This window comes from Pseudomonas sp. Kh14 (genome assembly GCF_900291005.1).
Lineage (GTDB): Bacteria > Pseudomonadota > Gammaproteobacteria > Pseudomonadales > Pseudomonadaceae > Aquipseudomonas > Aquipseudomonas alloputida.
Genome location: NZ_OLKJ01000015.1, coordinates 154,220 through 170,657, shown reverse-complemented (window position 1 = coordinate 170,657; position 16,438 = coordinate 154,220). Strand labels below are relative to the sequence as shown.

General features: G+C 64.3%; 13 protein-coding genes. 6 read left to right on the top strand and 7 right to left on the bottom strand.

Annotated features, from left to right (window positions below; genetic code table 11):
• Nucleotides 1–149 precede the first annotated feature (149 nt).
• The 5 genes from FQ668_RS08005 to FQ668_RS07985 form a co-directional block, all read right to left on the bottom strand.
• Nucleotides 150–1,982, bottom strand: a complete 1,833-nt coding sequence (locus tag FQ668_RS08005) for an ABC transporter ATP-binding protein (RefSeq protein WP_019437300.1) — start codon at nucleotides 1,980–1,982, stop codon at nucleotides 150–152.
• Complete coding sequence (locus tag FQ668_RS08000; RefSeq protein ID WP_014592031.1) at nucleotides 1,975–2,607, bottom strand: DsbA family protein; 633 nt, start codon at nucleotides 2,605–2,607, stop codon at nucleotides 1,975–1,977. Before FQ668_RS08000 ends, FQ668_RS08005 begins: the two co-directional genes overlap by 8 nt.
• Nucleotides 2,608–2,610: 3 nt before the next feature.
• Entirely contained in the window at nucleotides 2,611–3,543 is a 933-nt protein-coding gene (locus FQ668_RS07995; protein ID WP_014592032.1) for a rhodanese-related sulfurtransferase, read from the bottom strand.
• A gap of 227 nt (nucleotides 3,544–3,770) precedes the next feature.
• A complete protein-coding gene (locus tag FQ668_RS07990; protein ID WP_010952797.1) occupies nucleotides 3,771–4,067 on the bottom strand; it encodes a BolA family transcriptional regulator in 297 nt (98 codons plus the stop codon).
• Between the two features lie 10 nt (nucleotides 4,068–4,077).
• Entirely contained in the window at nucleotides 4,078–4,602 is a 525-nt protein-coding gene (locus FQ668_RS07985; RefSeq protein ID WP_014592033.1) for a DUF2059 domain-containing protein, read from the bottom strand.
• A 154-nt stretch (nucleotides 4,603–4,756) separates the two neighbouring features.
• Here FQ668_RS07985 and FQ668_RS07980 point away from each other — a divergent pair, with 154 nt between their 5' ends.
• Nucleotides 4,757–6,151, top strand: a complete 1,395-nt coding sequence (locus tag FQ668_RS07980) for a class II fumarate hydratase (protein WP_010952795.1) — start codon at nucleotides 4,757–4,759, stop codon at nucleotides 6,149–6,151.
• Nucleotides 6,152–6,264: 113 nt separating this feature from the next.
• On the opposite strand, the gene FQ668_RS07975 is transcribed toward FQ668_RS07980, so the two are convergent.
• Together FQ668_RS07975 and pap are read right to left on the bottom strand one after the other, a co-directional pair.
• Nucleotides 6,265–7,218, bottom strand: a complete 954-nt coding sequence (locus FQ668_RS07975) for a DMT family transporter (protein ID WP_019437325.1) — start codon at nucleotides 7,216–7,218, stop codon at nucleotides 6,265–6,267.
• Between the two features lie 290 nt (nucleotides 7,219–7,508).
• On the bottom strand, nucleotides 7,509–9,002 hold the full coding sequence (gene pap, locus FQ668_RS07970) for a polyphosphate:AMP phosphotransferase (RefSeq protein WP_014592035.1): 1,494 nt from the start codon (nucleotides 9,000–9,002) through the stop codon (nucleotides 7,509–7,511).
• Nucleotides 9,003–9,138: 136 nt separating this feature from the next.
• On the opposite strand from pap, the gene mnmC reads away from it, so the two are divergent.
• The 5 genes from mnmC (at nucleotide 9,139) to FQ668_RS07945 (ending at nucleotide 16,434) form a co-directional block, all read left to right on the top strand.
• A complete protein-coding gene (mnmC, locus tag FQ668_RS07965; protein ID WP_019437324.1) occupies nucleotides 9,139–11,103 on the top strand; it encodes a bifunctional tRNA (5-methylaminomethyl-2-thiouridine)(34)-methyltransferase MnmD/FAD-dependent 5-carboxymethylaminomethyl-2-thiouridine(34) oxidoreductase MnmC in 1,965 nt (654 codons plus the stop codon).
• Between the two features lie 130 nt (nucleotides 11,104–11,233).
• A complete protein-coding gene (locus tag FQ668_RS07960) occupies nucleotides 11,234–13,021 on the top strand; it encodes an N-acetylglutaminylglutamine amidotransferase (protein WP_019437323.1) in 1,788 nt (595 codons plus the stop codon).
• A gap of 3 nt (nucleotides 13,022–13,024) precedes the next feature.
• Entirely contained in the window at nucleotides 13,025–14,770 is a 1,746-nt protein-coding gene (ngg, locus tag FQ668_RS07955; RefSeq protein WP_003252632.1) for an N-acetylglutaminylglutamine synthetase, read from the top strand.
• 168 nt (nucleotides 14,771–14,938) lie between these two features.
• Entirely contained in the window at nucleotides 14,939–16,123 is a 1,185-nt protein-coding gene (locus FQ668_RS07950) for an osmoprotectant NAGGN system M42 family peptidase (protein WP_019437322.1), read from the top strand.
• An 83-nt stretch (nucleotides 16,124–16,206) separates the two neighbouring features.
• Complete coding sequence (locus tag FQ668_RS07945) at nucleotides 16,207–16,434, top strand: YheU family protein (protein ID WP_004575803.1); 228 nt, start codon at nucleotides 16,207–16,209, stop codon at nucleotides 16,432–16,434.
• Nucleotides 16,435–16,438: the final 4 nt, after the last annotated feature.

The window sequence follows — 16,438 nt, the reverse complement described above, 5'->3', positions numbered from 1 at the left end:
AGCGGGTTTACCCGCGAAGAAGACACCGCGGTGGATGGCACGGGCTTCGCCCGTGTTCGCGGGCAAGCCCGCTCCCACAGGGTCGCACCAGCTTTTAGAAATTGAGCAAGACTGTTGCTCCCAAAAGCCCGGTGAAGGCAGCCAGATAATCAGCTCTGCTGCAGATGCCCATACAGCTTGGCGTATAACCCACCCTCGGCAATCAGCTGCTGATGGTCGCCGTCTTCGGCCACGTGCCCGCCATCGAACACCAGCACCCGGTCGGCCTGTTTCACCGCCGACAAGCGATGGGCGATGATCAGCGTGGTGCGGCCGCTGAGGAAGCACGCCAAGGCCTGATGCAGGTTGTACTCGGTGGCGGCATCCAGGGCTGAGGTGGCCTCGTCGAGGATCACCACCTTGGGCTCAGCCAGTACCATGCGGGCAATGGCCAGACGCTGGCGCTGGCCACCGGACAAGCGCACGCCTGAACGCCCTACCACACTGTCCAGGCCTTGCGGCAAGGCGGCGATGGTGGCATCCAACTGGGCGATGCGCAGCGCCTGCCAGCAGGCATCATCGCTACAGTCGCGACCCATGGTCAGGTTGGCACGCACGCTGTCGTTGAACAGCGACGGGTGCTGCAACACCACCGCGACGTTCTCGCGCAGGGTTTCCAAACCGATTTCCTGCAGGCTGGCCCCGCCAAAGCGGATGGTCCCGGCCTGCGCGCTGTAAAGGCCCAGCAGTAGCTGCACCAGCGTGCTCTTGCCGCCGCCGCTGGCACCGACAATCGCCACCTTCTCACCCGCAGCGATGGACAGGTCGAGGTGCTCGAGCACCGGCTCGTCGGCATAGGCAAAGCGCAGGTCGCGCACTTCAATGCCCACCGTTTCGCGCCCGGCGAACGGGTCGCTGGCGGCCGGGTATTGCGGCTCGTCGGCACGCGCCAGCAGCTCGTTGAGGCGGCTCAGCGCACCGCCTGCGGCGTAGTACGCATATTGCAGATTAAGCAGTTGCTCCACCGGACCGATCATGAACCACAGGTAGCTGAACACCGCCAGCATCTGGCCGATCGACAGGTCGGAAAACAGCACGGTCAGCATGGCCGCCGCGCGGAAGATGTCGATGCCGAACTGGAACAGCAGACCACTGGCACGGCCACTGGCATCGCTTTTCCATTGCGAGTCCACGGCGTAATCGCGCACCTCGCGGGCACGCAAACCCAGGCGGCCAAGGAAGTAGCCCTGGCGGTTGCCGGCGCGGATTTCCTGGATGGCATCCAGGGTTTCCGCCAGCGCCTGGGTAAAGCGCGCGGTGCTGTCGTTCTCGAGTTTTTTCAGGTGTTTGACCCGCTTGCCCAACTGCACGGTGAAGTAGATCACCAGCGGGTTGAACAGCAAGATCAGCAAGGCCAGCTGCCAATGCATCCAGATCAGGATGGCCGCCGTGCCGGTCAGTGTCAGCATGGCCACCAGGAAGCGGCTGAGGGTTTCGCCAACGAACTTGTCGAGGGTGTCCAGGTCGGTGACCAGGTGGGTGGTCACCGTGCCGCTGCCCAGGCTTTCGTACTCTTTCAGCGAAATACGCTTGAGGCGCTCGATCAGGCGGATGCGCAGGCGGTAGACGATGTCCTTGGCCAGCCCGGCGAACAGCTTGGACTGGATCACGTTGAAGGCCAGCGAAGCCAGGCGCAGGCATAGGGTGAGCGCCAGCATCAGGCCGATGTAGCCGGCTGCTACCTGCCAGTTGGACGGCAGCAGGTGGTTCATCCACTTCAGCGCGGCATCGCCATGGCCGAGCAGTACTTCGTCCACCAACAGCGGCAGCAGCAGCGGAATGGGCACACTGCAACACGCCGCCAATAACGCAACGAGGTTGGCGGACCAGAGGTTTTTCTTGTGATGCAGGGCCAGGCGGCGGATTTCCGCCCAGCTCAGTCGATCGCCCGCAGTGTATGGCTTGCCCGGTACCGGGTCGGGTGACCCTGGTACATCAAGCACAGGCGGCCTGCTGCAGCCAGCGGCCGAGCAAGGATTGCAGGCGCTCCAGCGGCTGGTAGCCGTTGGTCAGCAAGGCCAGTTGGCCATTGCGCTCGGCCAGCAAGGTCGGGAAACCGGCAATACCCAGATCCTGGGCCCAGGCGAAGTCGGCCGCGGTGGCGGCGCGGGTATCGGCACGGGCGAAGGTTTCGGCAAACGCGGCACGGTCGAAGCCACACTGGGAGGCCAGCTCGACCAGCTGCGGCGCGGTGGTTACATCGATGCCCTGTTCGTAGAACGAACGCTGGATCAACGCCAGCAGCGGCCAGACACGCTCGGCATCCAGCTCGCGGGCCGCGACCAGGGCGCGGCAGGCCGGCTCGGTGTCGTAGACGAAGCCGTCAGGCATGGCCCCCTCGAAGCGGAACGGCTGGCCGGTAGCATCAGCCACCGCCTGCCAGTGTTCCAGGATGTACTTGCGAGTGGAGCTGTCCAGGGCGCTGCCGCCAGTGCGCAGCCCGCCCGGTACCAAGTGGGCAGGCACGCCTGCCTCACGCGCCTGGGCGATCAGGGCCGCGGCCACTGGCGCAAAACCCCAGCACCAGGAGCACATCGGGTCCATCACATAGATCAGGCGTGCAGACATGCTTCAAGCCTCGGCTTTGTAGTTGTAACCGATCGGATGCGGCAGGTTGCGGGCCTTGGCCAGCTCGATCTGCTTCTGCCGGTCGATGGCACTGCGCCGGGTCTTCTCGCTCAGGCTGTCCCAGCAATGCGGGCAGCTGACACCTGGCGAATAGTGCTCGGACGCGCGCTCCTCTGCATTGATCGGATGGCGGCAGGCGTGGCACTGGTCGTACTCGCCCTCGCTCAGGTCATGACGCACCGTAACCCGGTTGTCGAAGACGAAGCAGTCGCCGTCCCACAGGCTTTCTTCCTGAGGCACTTCCTCGAAGTATTTCAGGATGCCGCCCTTAAGATGATAGACCGACTCGAAGCCTTCACCGAGCATGTAGCTGGAGGCTTTTTCACAACGGATGCCGCCGGTGCAGAACATCGCGACCTTCTTGTGCTTGCTCGGGTCGAAATTGGCCTTGATGTACTCCGGGAACTCACGGAAGGTTTCGGTCTTCGGATCGATGGCGCCCTTGAACGTACCGATGGCCACTTCGTAGTCGTTGCGGGTGTCGATCAGCAGCACTTCAGGGTCGCTGATCAGGGCGTTCCAGTCCTTGGGCTCGACATAGGTGCCAACGGCCTGGTTGGGGTCTACGCCCGGCACGCCGAGGGTGACGATCTCTTTCTTGAGCTTGACCTTGGTGCGGTAGAACGGCTGTTCGTCGCAGTACGACTCTTTATGGTCGATGTCGACCAGACGCGAGTCGCTGCGCAACCATGCCAGCAGGCCATCAATGCCTTCCCGGGTGCCCGAAACGGTGCCGTTGATGCCCTCGTGGGCCAGCAGCAGGGTGCCTTTGACGTTGTTGTCGAGCATGGTCTTGAGCAGCGGCTCGCGCAGCTCGACGTAATCTTCCAGGGTGACGAACTTGTACAGCGCCGCGACGACGATGGCTTGAGACATGTAACGGAATCTCCAGGTGGTTGCCCTCGTAAGGGGCGGACCGGGTTTGACAGGTATAGAAAAAGCATGGGGGCGCTTTGCGCCCCTTTCGCGACACAAGGCCGCTCCCACAGGGACCGCGTAACCCGATGGCTAGTGCGGTTCCTGTGGGAGCGGCCTTGTGTCGCGAAAGGGCCGCAAAGCGGCCCCCGGATCTTGCAGGATTCTACCAGAACAACAAAAAGGTTTCAGTGCCCGCCGCCTGCACACACGGGCGAGGCCGGTGCAACGCCGACCTTGGCCCACTCTTCGGCGGTGTAGGTGTGGATGGCCAGGGCATGGATCTCGCCCATCAGCTCACCCATGGTGGCGTAGACCTTCTGGTGGCGCTTGACGCTGTTCAACCCGGCAAACTGCTCGCTGACGATCACCGCCTTGTAGTGGGTCTCCTGACCACGACTGTGCATGTGACTTTCGTTGAGCACTTCCAGATGTTGCGGCGCCAGCGCGGCCAGTTGCTGTTCGATACGTTGTTGCATGGTCATTGCGGCGTACTCACTTCTTCGCTGGGGCGGCGGCCTTGCCTGCGTTCGGGTCCAGCTCTTTGGTCATGTCTTCCAGCAGCTTGTTCACCACCGGTACTGCTGGTTCCAGGCTCTGCTGGGTCAGCTGTGCCGACTGCTGAGTGACCTTGGGCATTTCACGCAGCACTTTCTTGCCCAGCGGCGATTCGTAGAACTTGACCAGGTCCTTCAGCTCCTGCTCGGTGAAGGTGCGGGTGTACAGGTCGACCATCTTCGGCTTCAGCTTGTTCCAGCCGATGGCGTTGTCCAGCGCGGCATTGGCCTTGGCCTGGTAGCTTTCCAGTACGGGCTGCTTGGCGGCCGGGGCCTTGGTCTGGCCGAAACGCTGGGCGAACATCTGCTGCACTTGCATGTACACCGGGGTGCCCAGCTTGTCGGCGTTGGCCAGGGTCAGGAATTTCTCGGCAGCAGCGTTGTGGCTGGCGGTGGCAGCGAGTACCTGGCCGCTGGCGCAAACCAGGGCAACGGCGGCACAAAGGACACGGAGACGGGTCATTGCATTTCCTTCAAAGAGAGGGAGGCGGGCACCTCAGAGTAGAGCATTCTGCGCCGTGGTGGCGATGTGCTCAAGTGGCACGACGAGCGACGGAACCGCTCGGTCGAATCAGGGCCTAAACTGCGATTTCGAACTACACAGGAGTGAGTACAGAATGAGCCGTATCGAGACAGACAGCCTGGGCCCGGTCGAAGTTCCGGAGGACGCCTACTGGGGTGCGCAGACCCAGCGTTCGCTGATCAACTTCGCCATTGGCAAGGAACGCATGCCCCTCGCGGTGCTGCACGCCCTGGCACTGATCAAGAAGGCCGCGGCGCGCGTCAACGACCGCAATGGCGACCTGCCGGCCGACATCGCCCGGCTGATCGAACAGGCCGCCGATGAAGTACTGGATGGCCAGCACGACGATCAGTTCCCGCTCGTCGTCTGGCAGACGGGCAGTGGCACCCAGAGCAACATGAACGTCAACGAGGTGATCGCCGGACGCGCCAACGAACTGGCCGGCAAAGGCCGTGGCGGCAAGGCGCCAGTACACCCCAATGACCACGTCAACCGCTCGCAGAGCTCCAACGACTGCTTCCCCACCGCCATGCACATTGCGGCAGCCCAGGCGGTGCATGAAAAGCTGCTGCCGGCCGTCACCGAACTGTCTTCGGGGCTGGCCGAGCTGTCGATGCGTCACCACAAGCTGGTAAAAACCGGCCGCACGCACATGATGGACGCCACGCCGATTACCTTCGGCCAGGAAGTGTCGGCCTTCGTCGCCCAGCTCGATTACGCCCAGCGCGCCATCCGCGCCACCCTGCCGGCGGTGTGCGAACTGGCCCAGGGCGGCACTGCCGTGGGTACCGGGCTCAACGCCCCGCAGGGTTTTGCCGAGGCCATCGCGGCCGAGCTGGCGGCGCTGTCCGGCCTGCCGTTCATCACTGCACCCAACAAGTTCGCCGCCCTCGCCGGCCACGAGCCGCTGACCAGCCTGGCGGGGGCCCTGAAGACCCTGGCCGTGGCCCTGATGAAAATCGCCAACGACCTGCGCCTGCTGGGGTCCGGCCCTCGCGCCGGGCTTGCCGAGGTGCGCCTGCCAGCCAACGAGCCGGGCAGCTCGATCATGCCGGGCAAGGTCAACCCTACCCAGTGCGAAGCGCTGTCGATGCTGGCCTGCCAGGTACTGGGCAACGACGCGGCCATCGGCTTTGCCGCCAGCCAGGGGCATTTGCAGTTGAATGTGTTCAAGCCGGTGATCATCCATAACCTGCTGCAATCCATCGAATTGCTGGCCGATGGTTGCCGCAACTTCCAGCAGCATTGCGTGGCGGGTATCGAGCCGGATGCGGAGCAGATGGCCGCGCACCTGGAGCGCGGGTTGATGCTGGTGACGGCGCTGAACCCGCATATCGGCTATGACAAGGCGGCAGAAATTGCCAAGAAGGCTTACAGCGAGGGCACGACCTTGCGCGAGGCGGCCTTGGCGTTGAAGTACCTGACCAATGAGCAGTTCGACCAGTGGGTGCGGCCAGAGAACATGCTGGCGCCGGGCGGCAAGGGTTGACTGCTCTGTAGCCTGTACCGGCCCTTTCGCGGGTAAACCCGCTCCTACACCGAGATGATCCATTGTAGGAGCGGGTTTACCCGCGAAAGGGCCGGTACAGGCAATCGACAGACCTAGGCCAACCGCGCCCTGCGGGCCCGCCAACCCGCCATCAGCGAGGGCCCCAGCGCCACCAGCGCCGAACCGAACACTACCGTGACCGCCCCCACATAGCCCAGGGCGTTGATGTCCTCGGCATGCACATACTCAGGCCAAACCAACGCCGCCAGCGCCACCGCAACGAAGGTCACCAGCGGGGTCAGCGCCAGCGTGGCACTAACCCGCGACGCCTCCCAGTGCGCCAGTGCTTCGGCAAACGCGCCGTATGCCACCAGGGTATTCAGGCAACAGGCCAGCAGCAGCCAGCCTTGCACCGGGGTCAGTTGCAAGGCCTCCAGCGGGTGCACCCAAGGTGTCAGCAGCGCAGCGCAGCTGAGGTAGATCACCATCATCACCTGCTGCGAGTGCCACACGGTCAGCAACTGCTTTTGGCTCAGGGCGTAGAACACCCAGATGCTGGTCGCCAGCAAGATGGTCAACACGCCGGTGGTGTAGGTACCCAGTGAAGTCAGCAGCTCTTCCAGGCGCTGGTTGAAGAACAGGCCAAACCCTGCCAGCAGCACCAACAGGCCCATGCCCTGCCCCACACTGAAGCGCTCGCGGAACACGAACACGCTGGCCACCAGCAACAGCACCGGGCCGATCTGTACCACCAGTTGTGCGGTGCCGGGGCTAAGCAGTTTGAGACCGATCAGGTAGAGCACGTAGTTGCCCATCAGGCCGAGCACCGCAACCAGCACCAGGCCCTTGCCCCTGGGCGCCAGCTTGCGTATGGACGGCAAACGCCGCTGAGCCGCCAACCAGGCGAACAGCAGGCCGCCGGAGACCAGCAGGCGGTACCAGGTGACAGTGATCGGGTCGACCACTTGCAGTACCTGCTTGAGCTTGATCGGCAGGATGCCCCAGAGCAGCGCTGTCAGAAGTGCCAGGAACAGTCCATAGCCCCAGCGGCCAGAAGTGGTGTGCATAGAATCCTCGATCAAGCCCGTGGTGGGGGTTGTTGAATTCTACGGGGTTGGAGGACGGAGACGGTGGAGAGTGCCGAGAAAAGAATTCATCAGGTCATTCTTTTGGGGCATGGCTGGGGGGAGGTGTTGCCTGTACTGACCTCTTCGCGGGTAAACCCGCTCCTACAGGAGCGTGAGCTGCGCCCCGGTGTTGGATTTTTTGTCCAACATCCGAGGCGCAGTTCAGCGGCGATCCGTCGTAGGAGCGGGTTTACCCGCGAAAGGGCCAGAACAGGCAACATCACCTTCGGCTATTTCTTGTGCTTGGCAAACGCCGCCTCAAGCGCCTGATTGATGGTGCGCACCACCTTCACCCGCGCCCAGCGCTTGTCATTGGCCTCCACCAGCGTCCAAGGGGCAATCTCGCTGCTGGTGCGGTCGACCATGTCGCCCACCGCCTGGGAATATTCGTCCCACTTGTCACGGTTGCGCCAGTCATCCTCGGTGATCTTGTAGCGTTTGAACGGAATTTGCTCACGCTCTTCGAAGCGCTCCAGTTGGGTCTGCTGGTCGATCGCCAGCCAGAACTTGACCACCACCACGCCGGCATCCACCAACTGCTCTTCAAAGTCGTTGATCTCGCTGTAGGCACGCATCCAGTCAGCGGGGCTGCAGAAGCCTTCCACCCGCTCCACCAGCACCCGGCCATACCAGGAACGGTCGAAGATGGTGAACTTGCCCCGTGCCGGGATGTGCCGCCAGAACCGCCACAGGTACGGCTGGGCGCGCTCTTCTTCGGTAGGCGCGGCAATCGGCACGATACGGTACTGTCGCGGGTCCAGCGCCGCCGCCACGCGGCGGATGGCGCCCCCCTTGCCAGCGGCGTCGTTGCCTTCGAACACCGCCACCAGGGCGTGCCGGCGCATGCGCTTGTCACGCAGCAGGCCGGCCAGACGGGCCTGTTCGGTGATCAACTGTTCCTGATAGTCGACCTTGTCCAGGCGCAAGGTCATGTCCAGGGCGCCAAGCAGGCTGCGGTCGTCGATGCTGCGGCCCAATGGAGCCACGTTGCCCTGGTGCTTGCCCTTGGGGTTGTTGGCCAGCGCGGCTTGCAGGCTTTCCAGCAGAATGCGCCCCACCGCCAGGCTACGGTAATTCGGGTCTACTCCTTCGATGATGTGCCATGGCGCGTAGTCGCGGCTGGTGCGGCGCAGCACGCGCTCGCCAAAGCGCACGAAGCGGTCGTAGGTTTGCGACTGCTGCCAATCCAGCGGGCTGATCTTCCAGCTGTGCAGCGGATCGTCCTTGAGCGATTTCAGCCGGGCCTTCATCTGCTTCTTGGACAGGTGGAACCAGAACTTGATGATCAGCGCACCTTCATCGCAAAGCATCTCTTCCAGGCGTTCGGCACCGGTAATGGCCTGATCGAGCACGGCATCCTTGAACACCCCATGCACCCGCCCCTGCAGCATCTGGCTGTACCAGTTGCCAAAGAACACACCCATTCGCCCCTTGGGTGGCAAGGCCCGCCAATAGCGCCAGGCGGGTGGGCGGGCCAGCTCTTCGTCGGTCTGCTGGTCGAAGGTGAGCACATCGATCATGCGCGGGTCCATCCACTCGTTGAGCAGTTTTACCGTCTCACCCTTGCCGGCGCCTTCAATGCCGTTGATCAGCACGATCACCGGAAAACGCGCCTGCTGCTTGAGTTCGTACTGGGCTTCGAGCAGGGCCTCGCGTAAAGCGGGTACCTCGGCGTCGTAAGCCTCCTTGTCGATGCTGTGGCCGATTTCGGCAGATTCGAACATGCACTGGCTCCTTCAATGGATAAGCAAGACTAGCGGATTTCATTTCGGCCTGTATTGACCTCTTCACCAATGAACGCGCTCCCACAGCTCAGCCGGATGGCATAAAATCCCGCCATCCGCTGCAACCGAGCCAACCATGCCCACCCTCCTCCAGCACGCCCAGATCGACTGGGACGACCAGGGCCGCCCCCATTCGCGGCACTATGACGACGTCTATTTCGCAGTCAACGAAGGCATCGAAGAAACCAAGCACGTGTTCCTCGGCCAGACCCGCCTGGCCGAGCGTTTTGCCAACCTGGCGCCGCACGCCTGCACGGTGATCGGCGAAACCGGTTTTGGCACCGGCATGAATTTTTTCTGCGCCTGGCAGCTGTTCGACCAGCACGCACACAGCGACGCGCGCCTGCACTTCGTCAGCGTCGAGAAGTACCCCCTCGACCACGCCGACATGGCCCGCGCAGTGCGCCTGTGGCCTGAACTGGCCGCCTATACCGAGCCGCTGCTGGAGCAATACGTGGCGGTGCACCCGGGCTTTCAACAGTTCACCTTCGCCGGTGGCAGGGTCACCCTGACCCTGTTGATCGGCGATGTGCTGGAACAACTGCCGCAACTCGATGCACAGATCGATGTGTGGTTCCTCGACGGCTTCGCCCCCGCCAAGAACCCCGACATGTGGACCCCGGAGCTGTTTGCGCAACTGGCGCGGCTATCGCATCCGGGCACGGTGCTGGGTACCTTCACCACCACCGGCTGGGTACGCCGCAGCCTGGTCGAAGCCGGCTTCGCCATGAAGAAGGTGCCAGGCATCGGCAAGAAGTGGGAGGTGATGAGCGGCGCCTACGTCGGCCCCCTGCCCGGCCCATGCGCGCCTTGGTACGCGCGCCCCGCTGTTACACAGGGGCCGCGCGAGGCGCTGGTGATCGGTGCCGGACTTGCCGGCAGCAGCAGCGCCGCCAGCCTGGCCCGGCGCGGCTGGCAGGTAACCGTGCTGGAGCGCCACGAAGCCCCCGCCCAGGAGGCGTCGGGCAACCCGCAAGGGGTGCTGTACCTCAAGCTGTCTGCCCACGGCACCGCGCTGTCGCAGATGATCCTGTCCGGGTTCGGCTACACCCGGCGCCAGCTGCAGCGCTTGCAGCGTGGCCGGGACTGGGATGCCTGCGGGGTGCTACAACTGGCTTTCGACAGCAAGGAGGCCGAACGCCAGGGCAAGCTGGCTGCCGCCTTCGACCATGGCTTGCTGCACTGCCTGGCCCGCGCCGAGGCCGAAGCCATCGCCGGCGTGGCGTTGCCTGGCGGCGGGTTGTTCTACCCCGAAGGTGGCTGGGTGCACCCGCCGGCGCTGTGCCAACAGCAGTTGCAGCACCCTGGTATTCGCGTGGTGACCCACCAGGAAGTACTCGAACTGCGCAAAGTGGATGAACAGTGGCAAGCCTGGGCTGGCGACCAGCTGTTAGCCCGCGCTCCAGTGGTGGTCCTGGCCGGCGCGGCGGATGTGCTGCGCTTCGAACCTTGCGCGCAGTTACCACTCAAGCGCATCCGCGGGCAGATCACCCGCTTGCCGGCCACCGCCAGCAGCCAGGCACTGCGCACCGTAGTGTGCGCCGAAGGCTATGTGGCACCGCCGCGCGAGGGTGAACATACACTGGGGGCCAGTTTTGACTTTCATAGCGAAGACCTTGCGCCGACGGTGGCCGAGCACCAGGGCAACCTGGCGCTGCTGGACGAAATTTCCGTCGATCTGGCGCAACGGCTGGCTGTGGCTGAGCGGGACCCCGAGCAATTGCAGGGACGTGCTGCGTTCCGTTGCACCAGCCCGGATTACCTGCCGATCGTCGGGCCCATCGCCGACGCGCAGGCGTTTGCCGAAGCCTACGCAGTGCTGGGCCGGGATGCGCGGCAAGTACCGGATGTGCCCTGCCCTTGGCTGGGCGGGTTGTATGTGAACAGCGGGCATGGCTCACGCGGGTTGATAACAGCGCCGTTGAGTGGCGAGCTGGTGGCGGCCTGGGTATGTGGGGAACCGCTGCCATTGCCGCGGGCAGTGGCGGAGGCTTGCCATCCGAACCGGTTTGGATTGCGCCGGTTGATCCGGGGGAAATGATTGCAGCGGGTTGCCTGCCCGGCCACATATAACCAAACATTCTAAAACTCTCGAAAAGCACATAGGTCAGTTCCTTAAGGTGCCCTAATCCGGGGCATCACCTCCCCAACGGAAAAACCGGTAAGGACTTATGTGCGGATTAGCAGGAGAGTTACGTTTCACCCCCATCGACCAAGCCCCTCGCCCAGCCGACCTGGCTGCGGTAGAGCGCATTACCCATCACCTGGCCCCGCGAGGCCCGGATGCCTGGGGCTTCCATAGCCAGGGCCCGATCGCCCTGGGCCACCGTCGCCTGAAGATCATGGACCTGTCCGACGGCTCGGCGCAGCCGATGGTCGACAATACGCTGGGCCTGTCACTGGCCTTCAACGGTGCCATCTACAACTTCCCCGAACTGCGCGAGGAATTGCAGGCGCTGGGCTACAGCTTCTGGTCCGACGGCGACACCGAGGTGCTGCTCAAGGGCTACCACGCCTGGGGCGCGGCGCTGCTGCCCAAGCTCAACGGCATGTTTGCCCTGGCCATCTGGGAGCGCGACAACCAGCGCCTGTTCCTGGCCCGCGACCGCCTGGGCGTCAAACCCCTGTACCTATCGCGCAACGGCGAGCGCCTGCGCTTTGCTTCGACCCTGCCGGCACTGCTCAAGGGCGGTGACATCGACCCGATGCTCGACCCGGTGGCCCTCAACCACTACCTGAACTTCCACGCCGTGGTACCGGCACCGCGCACTCTGCTGGCCAACGTGCAGAAGCTGGAGCCTGGCACCTGGATGCGCATCGACCGGCATGGCGAAGTGGAACGCCAGGTCTGGTGGCAACTGCACTACGGCCCCCACCCCGACGAGCGTGAACTGGACCTGGAAGGCTGGACCACCCGCGTGCTCGACGCCACCCGCGACGCCGTAGCAATCCGCCAACGGGCAGCCGTCGATGTGGGTGTGTTGCTGTCCGGCGGCGTCGACTCCAGCCTGCTGGTCGGCTTGCTGCGCGAAGTGGGCGTTGACGACCTGTCGACCTTCTCCATTGGCTTTGAAGATGCCGGCGGCGAGCGCGGCGACGAGTTCCAGTATTCGGACCTGATCGCCAAACACTACGGCACCCGTCACCACCAGTTGCGCATCGCCGAACACGAAATTATCGACCAACTGCCGGCCGCCTTCCGCGCCATGAGCGAACCGATGGTCAGCCACGACTGCATCGCCTTCTACCTGCTGTCGCGGGAAGTGGCCAAGCACTGCAAAGGCGTACAGAGCGGCCAGGGTGCCGATGAGCTGTTCGCCGGTTACCACTGGTACCCGCAGGTGGACGGCGCCGACGATGCCTATGCGGCCTACCGTGACGCCTTCTTCGACCGCAGCCACGCCGAATACCGCGACACCGTACAGGCCCCCTGGCTGCTGGAAACCGACGCTGCCGGCGACTTCGTGCGCGAACACTTCGCGCGCCCCGGCGCACCGGCTGCCGTGGACAAGGCCCTGCGCCTGGACAGCACCGTGATGCTGGTCGATGACCCGGTCAAGCGAGTGGACAACATGACCATGGCCTGGGGCCTGGAGGCACGTACGCCTTTCCTCGACTACCGCCTGGTGGAGCTGTCGGCGCGCATCCCGGCGCGCTTCAAGCTGCCCGATGGCGGCAAGCAGGTGCTCAAGCAGGCAGCGCGACGGGTGATCCCGCATGAGGTGATCGACCGCAAGAAGGGTTACTTCCCGGTACCGGGCCTGAAGCATCTGGAAGGTGCCACGTTGGGCTGGGTACGCGAACTGTTGACCGACTCCAGCCAGGACCGAGGGTTGTTCAACCCGGCCATGCTCGACCGCCTGCTGAGCAACCCACACGGCCAGCTGACGCCATTGCGCGGTTCCAAGCTATGGCAACTGGCGGCGCTTAACCTGTGGCTGAGCGAACAAGGAATCTGACCGATGAAAGCCCATGAAATCGCTTATGGTCAGCGCCTGCTGCGCGGCCAGGCGCCGTCCTACGAGCGCCTGCAAGCGCGCCTGGCCGGCGACGGCAGCCAGCCTCACGACCAACCGCGTGCCGTGCACTGCGGCTGGGGCCGGCTGCTGATAGGCCACACCTACCCCGACCCGGCTTCCCTGGCCGAGGATCTGCTGGACGAGCACCCGGGCGAACGCGATATCGCCCTGTACGTGGCCGCACCGCAGCAGGTGCTGGCCCAGGCCCCCCAGCAGCTGTTCCTCGACCCGTCCGACACCCTGCGCCTGTGGTTCACCGACTACCGCCCGGCGCAGCGGGTATTTCGCGGCTTCCGCGTGCGCCGGGCACAGAACCCCGCCGACTGGCAGGCGATCAACACGCTGTACCAGGCGCGCGGGATGCTCCCCGTCGACGCCGAGCTGCTTACCCCCCGGCACCTGGGTGGCCCGGTGTACTGGCTGGCGGAAGACGAAGACAGCGGCGCGATTATCGGCAGCGTCATGGGCCTGAACCACACCAAGGCGTTCGATGACCCCGAGCATGGCAGCAGCCTGTGGTGCCTGGCGGTGGACCCGCACTGCACACGCCCCGGCGTGGGTGAAGTGCTGGTGCGCCACCTGATCGAACACTTCATGAGCCGTGGCCTGGCCTACCTGGACCTGTCAGTGCTGCACGACAACCGCCAGGCCAAGCGCCTGTACCAGAAACTGGGTTTTCGCAACCTGCCCACCTTCGCAGTCAAGCGCAAGAACGGTATCAACGAGCAACTGTTCCTCGGGCCTGGCCCGCAAGCCGACCTCAACCCCTACGCTCGCATCATCGTCGACGAGGCCCTGCGCCGGGGCATCGAAGTGCAGGTGGACGACGCCGCTGGCGGCCTGTTCACCCTGAGCCTGGGCGGGCGGCGCATTCGCTGCCGGGAATCGCTCAGCGACCTGACCAGTGCCGTGACCATGACCCTGTGCCAGGACAAACGCCTGACCCAGCACGCGCTGCACAACGCCGGACTGCAGGTGCCCGCGCAACAGCTGGCGGGCAATGCCGATGACAACCTGGCGTTTCTCGAAGAGCATGGCGCGGTGGTGGTCAAGCCGGTCGATGGCGAGCAAGGCCAGGGCGTGGCGGTGAACCTGACCTGCATCGACGACATCACCCGTGCCGTGGCGCATGCCCGCCAGTTCGACAGCCGCGTGCTGCTGGAAAGCTTTCATGCCGGGTTCGACCTGCGCATCGTGGTGATCGGCTACGAAGTGGTGGCCGCCGCCATTCGCCATCCGGCGCAGGTGCTGGGCGACGGTAAGCACAGCGTGCGCCAGTTGATCGAAGCCCAGAGCCGTCGCCGCCAGGCCGCCACCGGTGGCGAAAGCCGCATTCCGCTGGACGACGAAACCGAGCGCACCTTGCGCGCAGCGGGCGTTGGCTATGACGACGTGTTGCCGGCCGGCCAGCGCCTGGCCGTGCGGCGCACGGCCAACCTGCACACCGGCGGCACCTTGGAAGACGTCACCGAACGCCTGCACCCGGTGCTGGCCGATGCTGCCGTGCGGGCGGCACGGGCACTGGAAATTCCGGTGGTTGGGCTGGACTTCATGGTGCGCGATGCCGGGCAGCCGGAGTACGTGATCATCGAGGCCAACGAACGTGCTGGCCTGGCCAACCATGAACCGCAGCCCACGGCCGAGCGTTTTATTGACCTGCTGTTTCCCCATAGCCGGCCTTTGGCGTAAACCCGTGCCGGCCTCTTCGCGGGCAAGCCCGCTCCCACAGGGATATCACCGCCCTTGAAGGTTGCGTTGTACCTGTAGGAGCGGGTTCACCCGCGAAGGCAGCGCTGTACCTGTAGGAGCGGGTTCACCCGCGAAGAGGCCGGCACAGGATTAAAGGAGTCCCCAACCATGTCCGAGCAATACCCCGAACCCGATCTCGACTACCTCAAACGCGTGCTGCTGGAAATGCTCGCAATCCCCAGCCCCACCGGCTTCACCGACACCATCGTGCGCTACGTGGCCGAACGCCTTGACGAACTGGGCATCCCCTTCGAGCTGACCCGCCGCGGCACCATTCGCGCCACCCTCAAAGGCCGGCAGGCCACCCCCGACCGCGCCGTTTCTGCCCACCTGGATACCATCGGCGCCAGCGTGCGTCAGTTGCAGGACAATGGCCGCCTGGCCCTGGCGCCCGTCGGCTGCTGGTCCAGCCGTTTTGCCGAGGGCAGCCGGGTTAGCGTGTTTACCGATACCGGGGTATTCCGTGGCAGCGTGCTGCCGCTGATGGCCAGCGGGCATGCCTTCAACACGGCGATCGACCAGATGCCGATCAGCTGGGACCACGTGGAAGTGCGCCTGGATGCCTACTGTGCCACGCGCGCCGACTGTGAGGCACTGGGCGTGAGCATTGGTGATTTCGTGGCCTTCGACCCCTTGCCCGAGTTCACCGAAAGCGGCCACATCAGCGCCCGTCACCTGGACGACAAGGCTGGCGTAGCGGCATTGCTGGCGGCACTGAAGGCTGTGGTGGAAAGCGGTCGCCAGCCGCTGATCGACTGCCACCCGCTGTTCACCATCACCGAGGAGACCGGCTCGGGTGCAGCCGGCGCCCTGCCCTGGGACGTCAGCGAGTTCGTCGGCATCGACATCGCCCCGGTGGCGCCTGGGCAGGCTTCCAGCGAGCATGCGGTCAGTGTGGCCATGCAGGACTCGTCGGGGCCTTACGACTACCACCTGTCCCGGCACCTGCTGAAACTGGCCGGCGACCATGACCTGCCGGTGCGGCGCGACCTGTTCCGCTATTACTTCAGCGATGCCCATTCGGCGGTGACTGCCGGGCACGATATTCGTACCGCGCTGGTGGCCTTTGGTTGCGATGCCACCCATGGTTACGAGCGCACCCATATCGACAGCCTGGCAGCGCTGAGCAGGTTGTTGTCAGCCTACCTGCTGAGCCCGCCAGTGTTTGCCAGCGACTCGCAGCCGGCCAATGCATCGCTTGAGCGCTTCAGCCACCAGCTGGAGCATGATGCGCAGATGGAGAGCGACACGCGGGTACCGGCCGTGGACAGCCTGGTCGGAAACAAAGGCTAAACGCACTTGGGGCTGCAAAGCGGCCCCAACACCTCGAATGTTTCGCGTAGCATGCCCATACCTATTTCAGACACCGCCCGACCATGCTGATCCCCTACGACCAATTGCAAGCCGAAACCCTGACCCGCCTGATCGAGGACTTCGTCACCCGCGACGGCACTGACAACGGCGACGACACCCCGCTGGAAACCCGCGTGCTGCGGGTACGCCAGGCATTGGCCAAAGGCCAGGCTTTCATCCTGTTCGACCTGGAAAGCCAGCAATGCCAGTTACTGGCCAAGCATGATGTGCCCCGCGAGCTGCTCGAATAGCAGG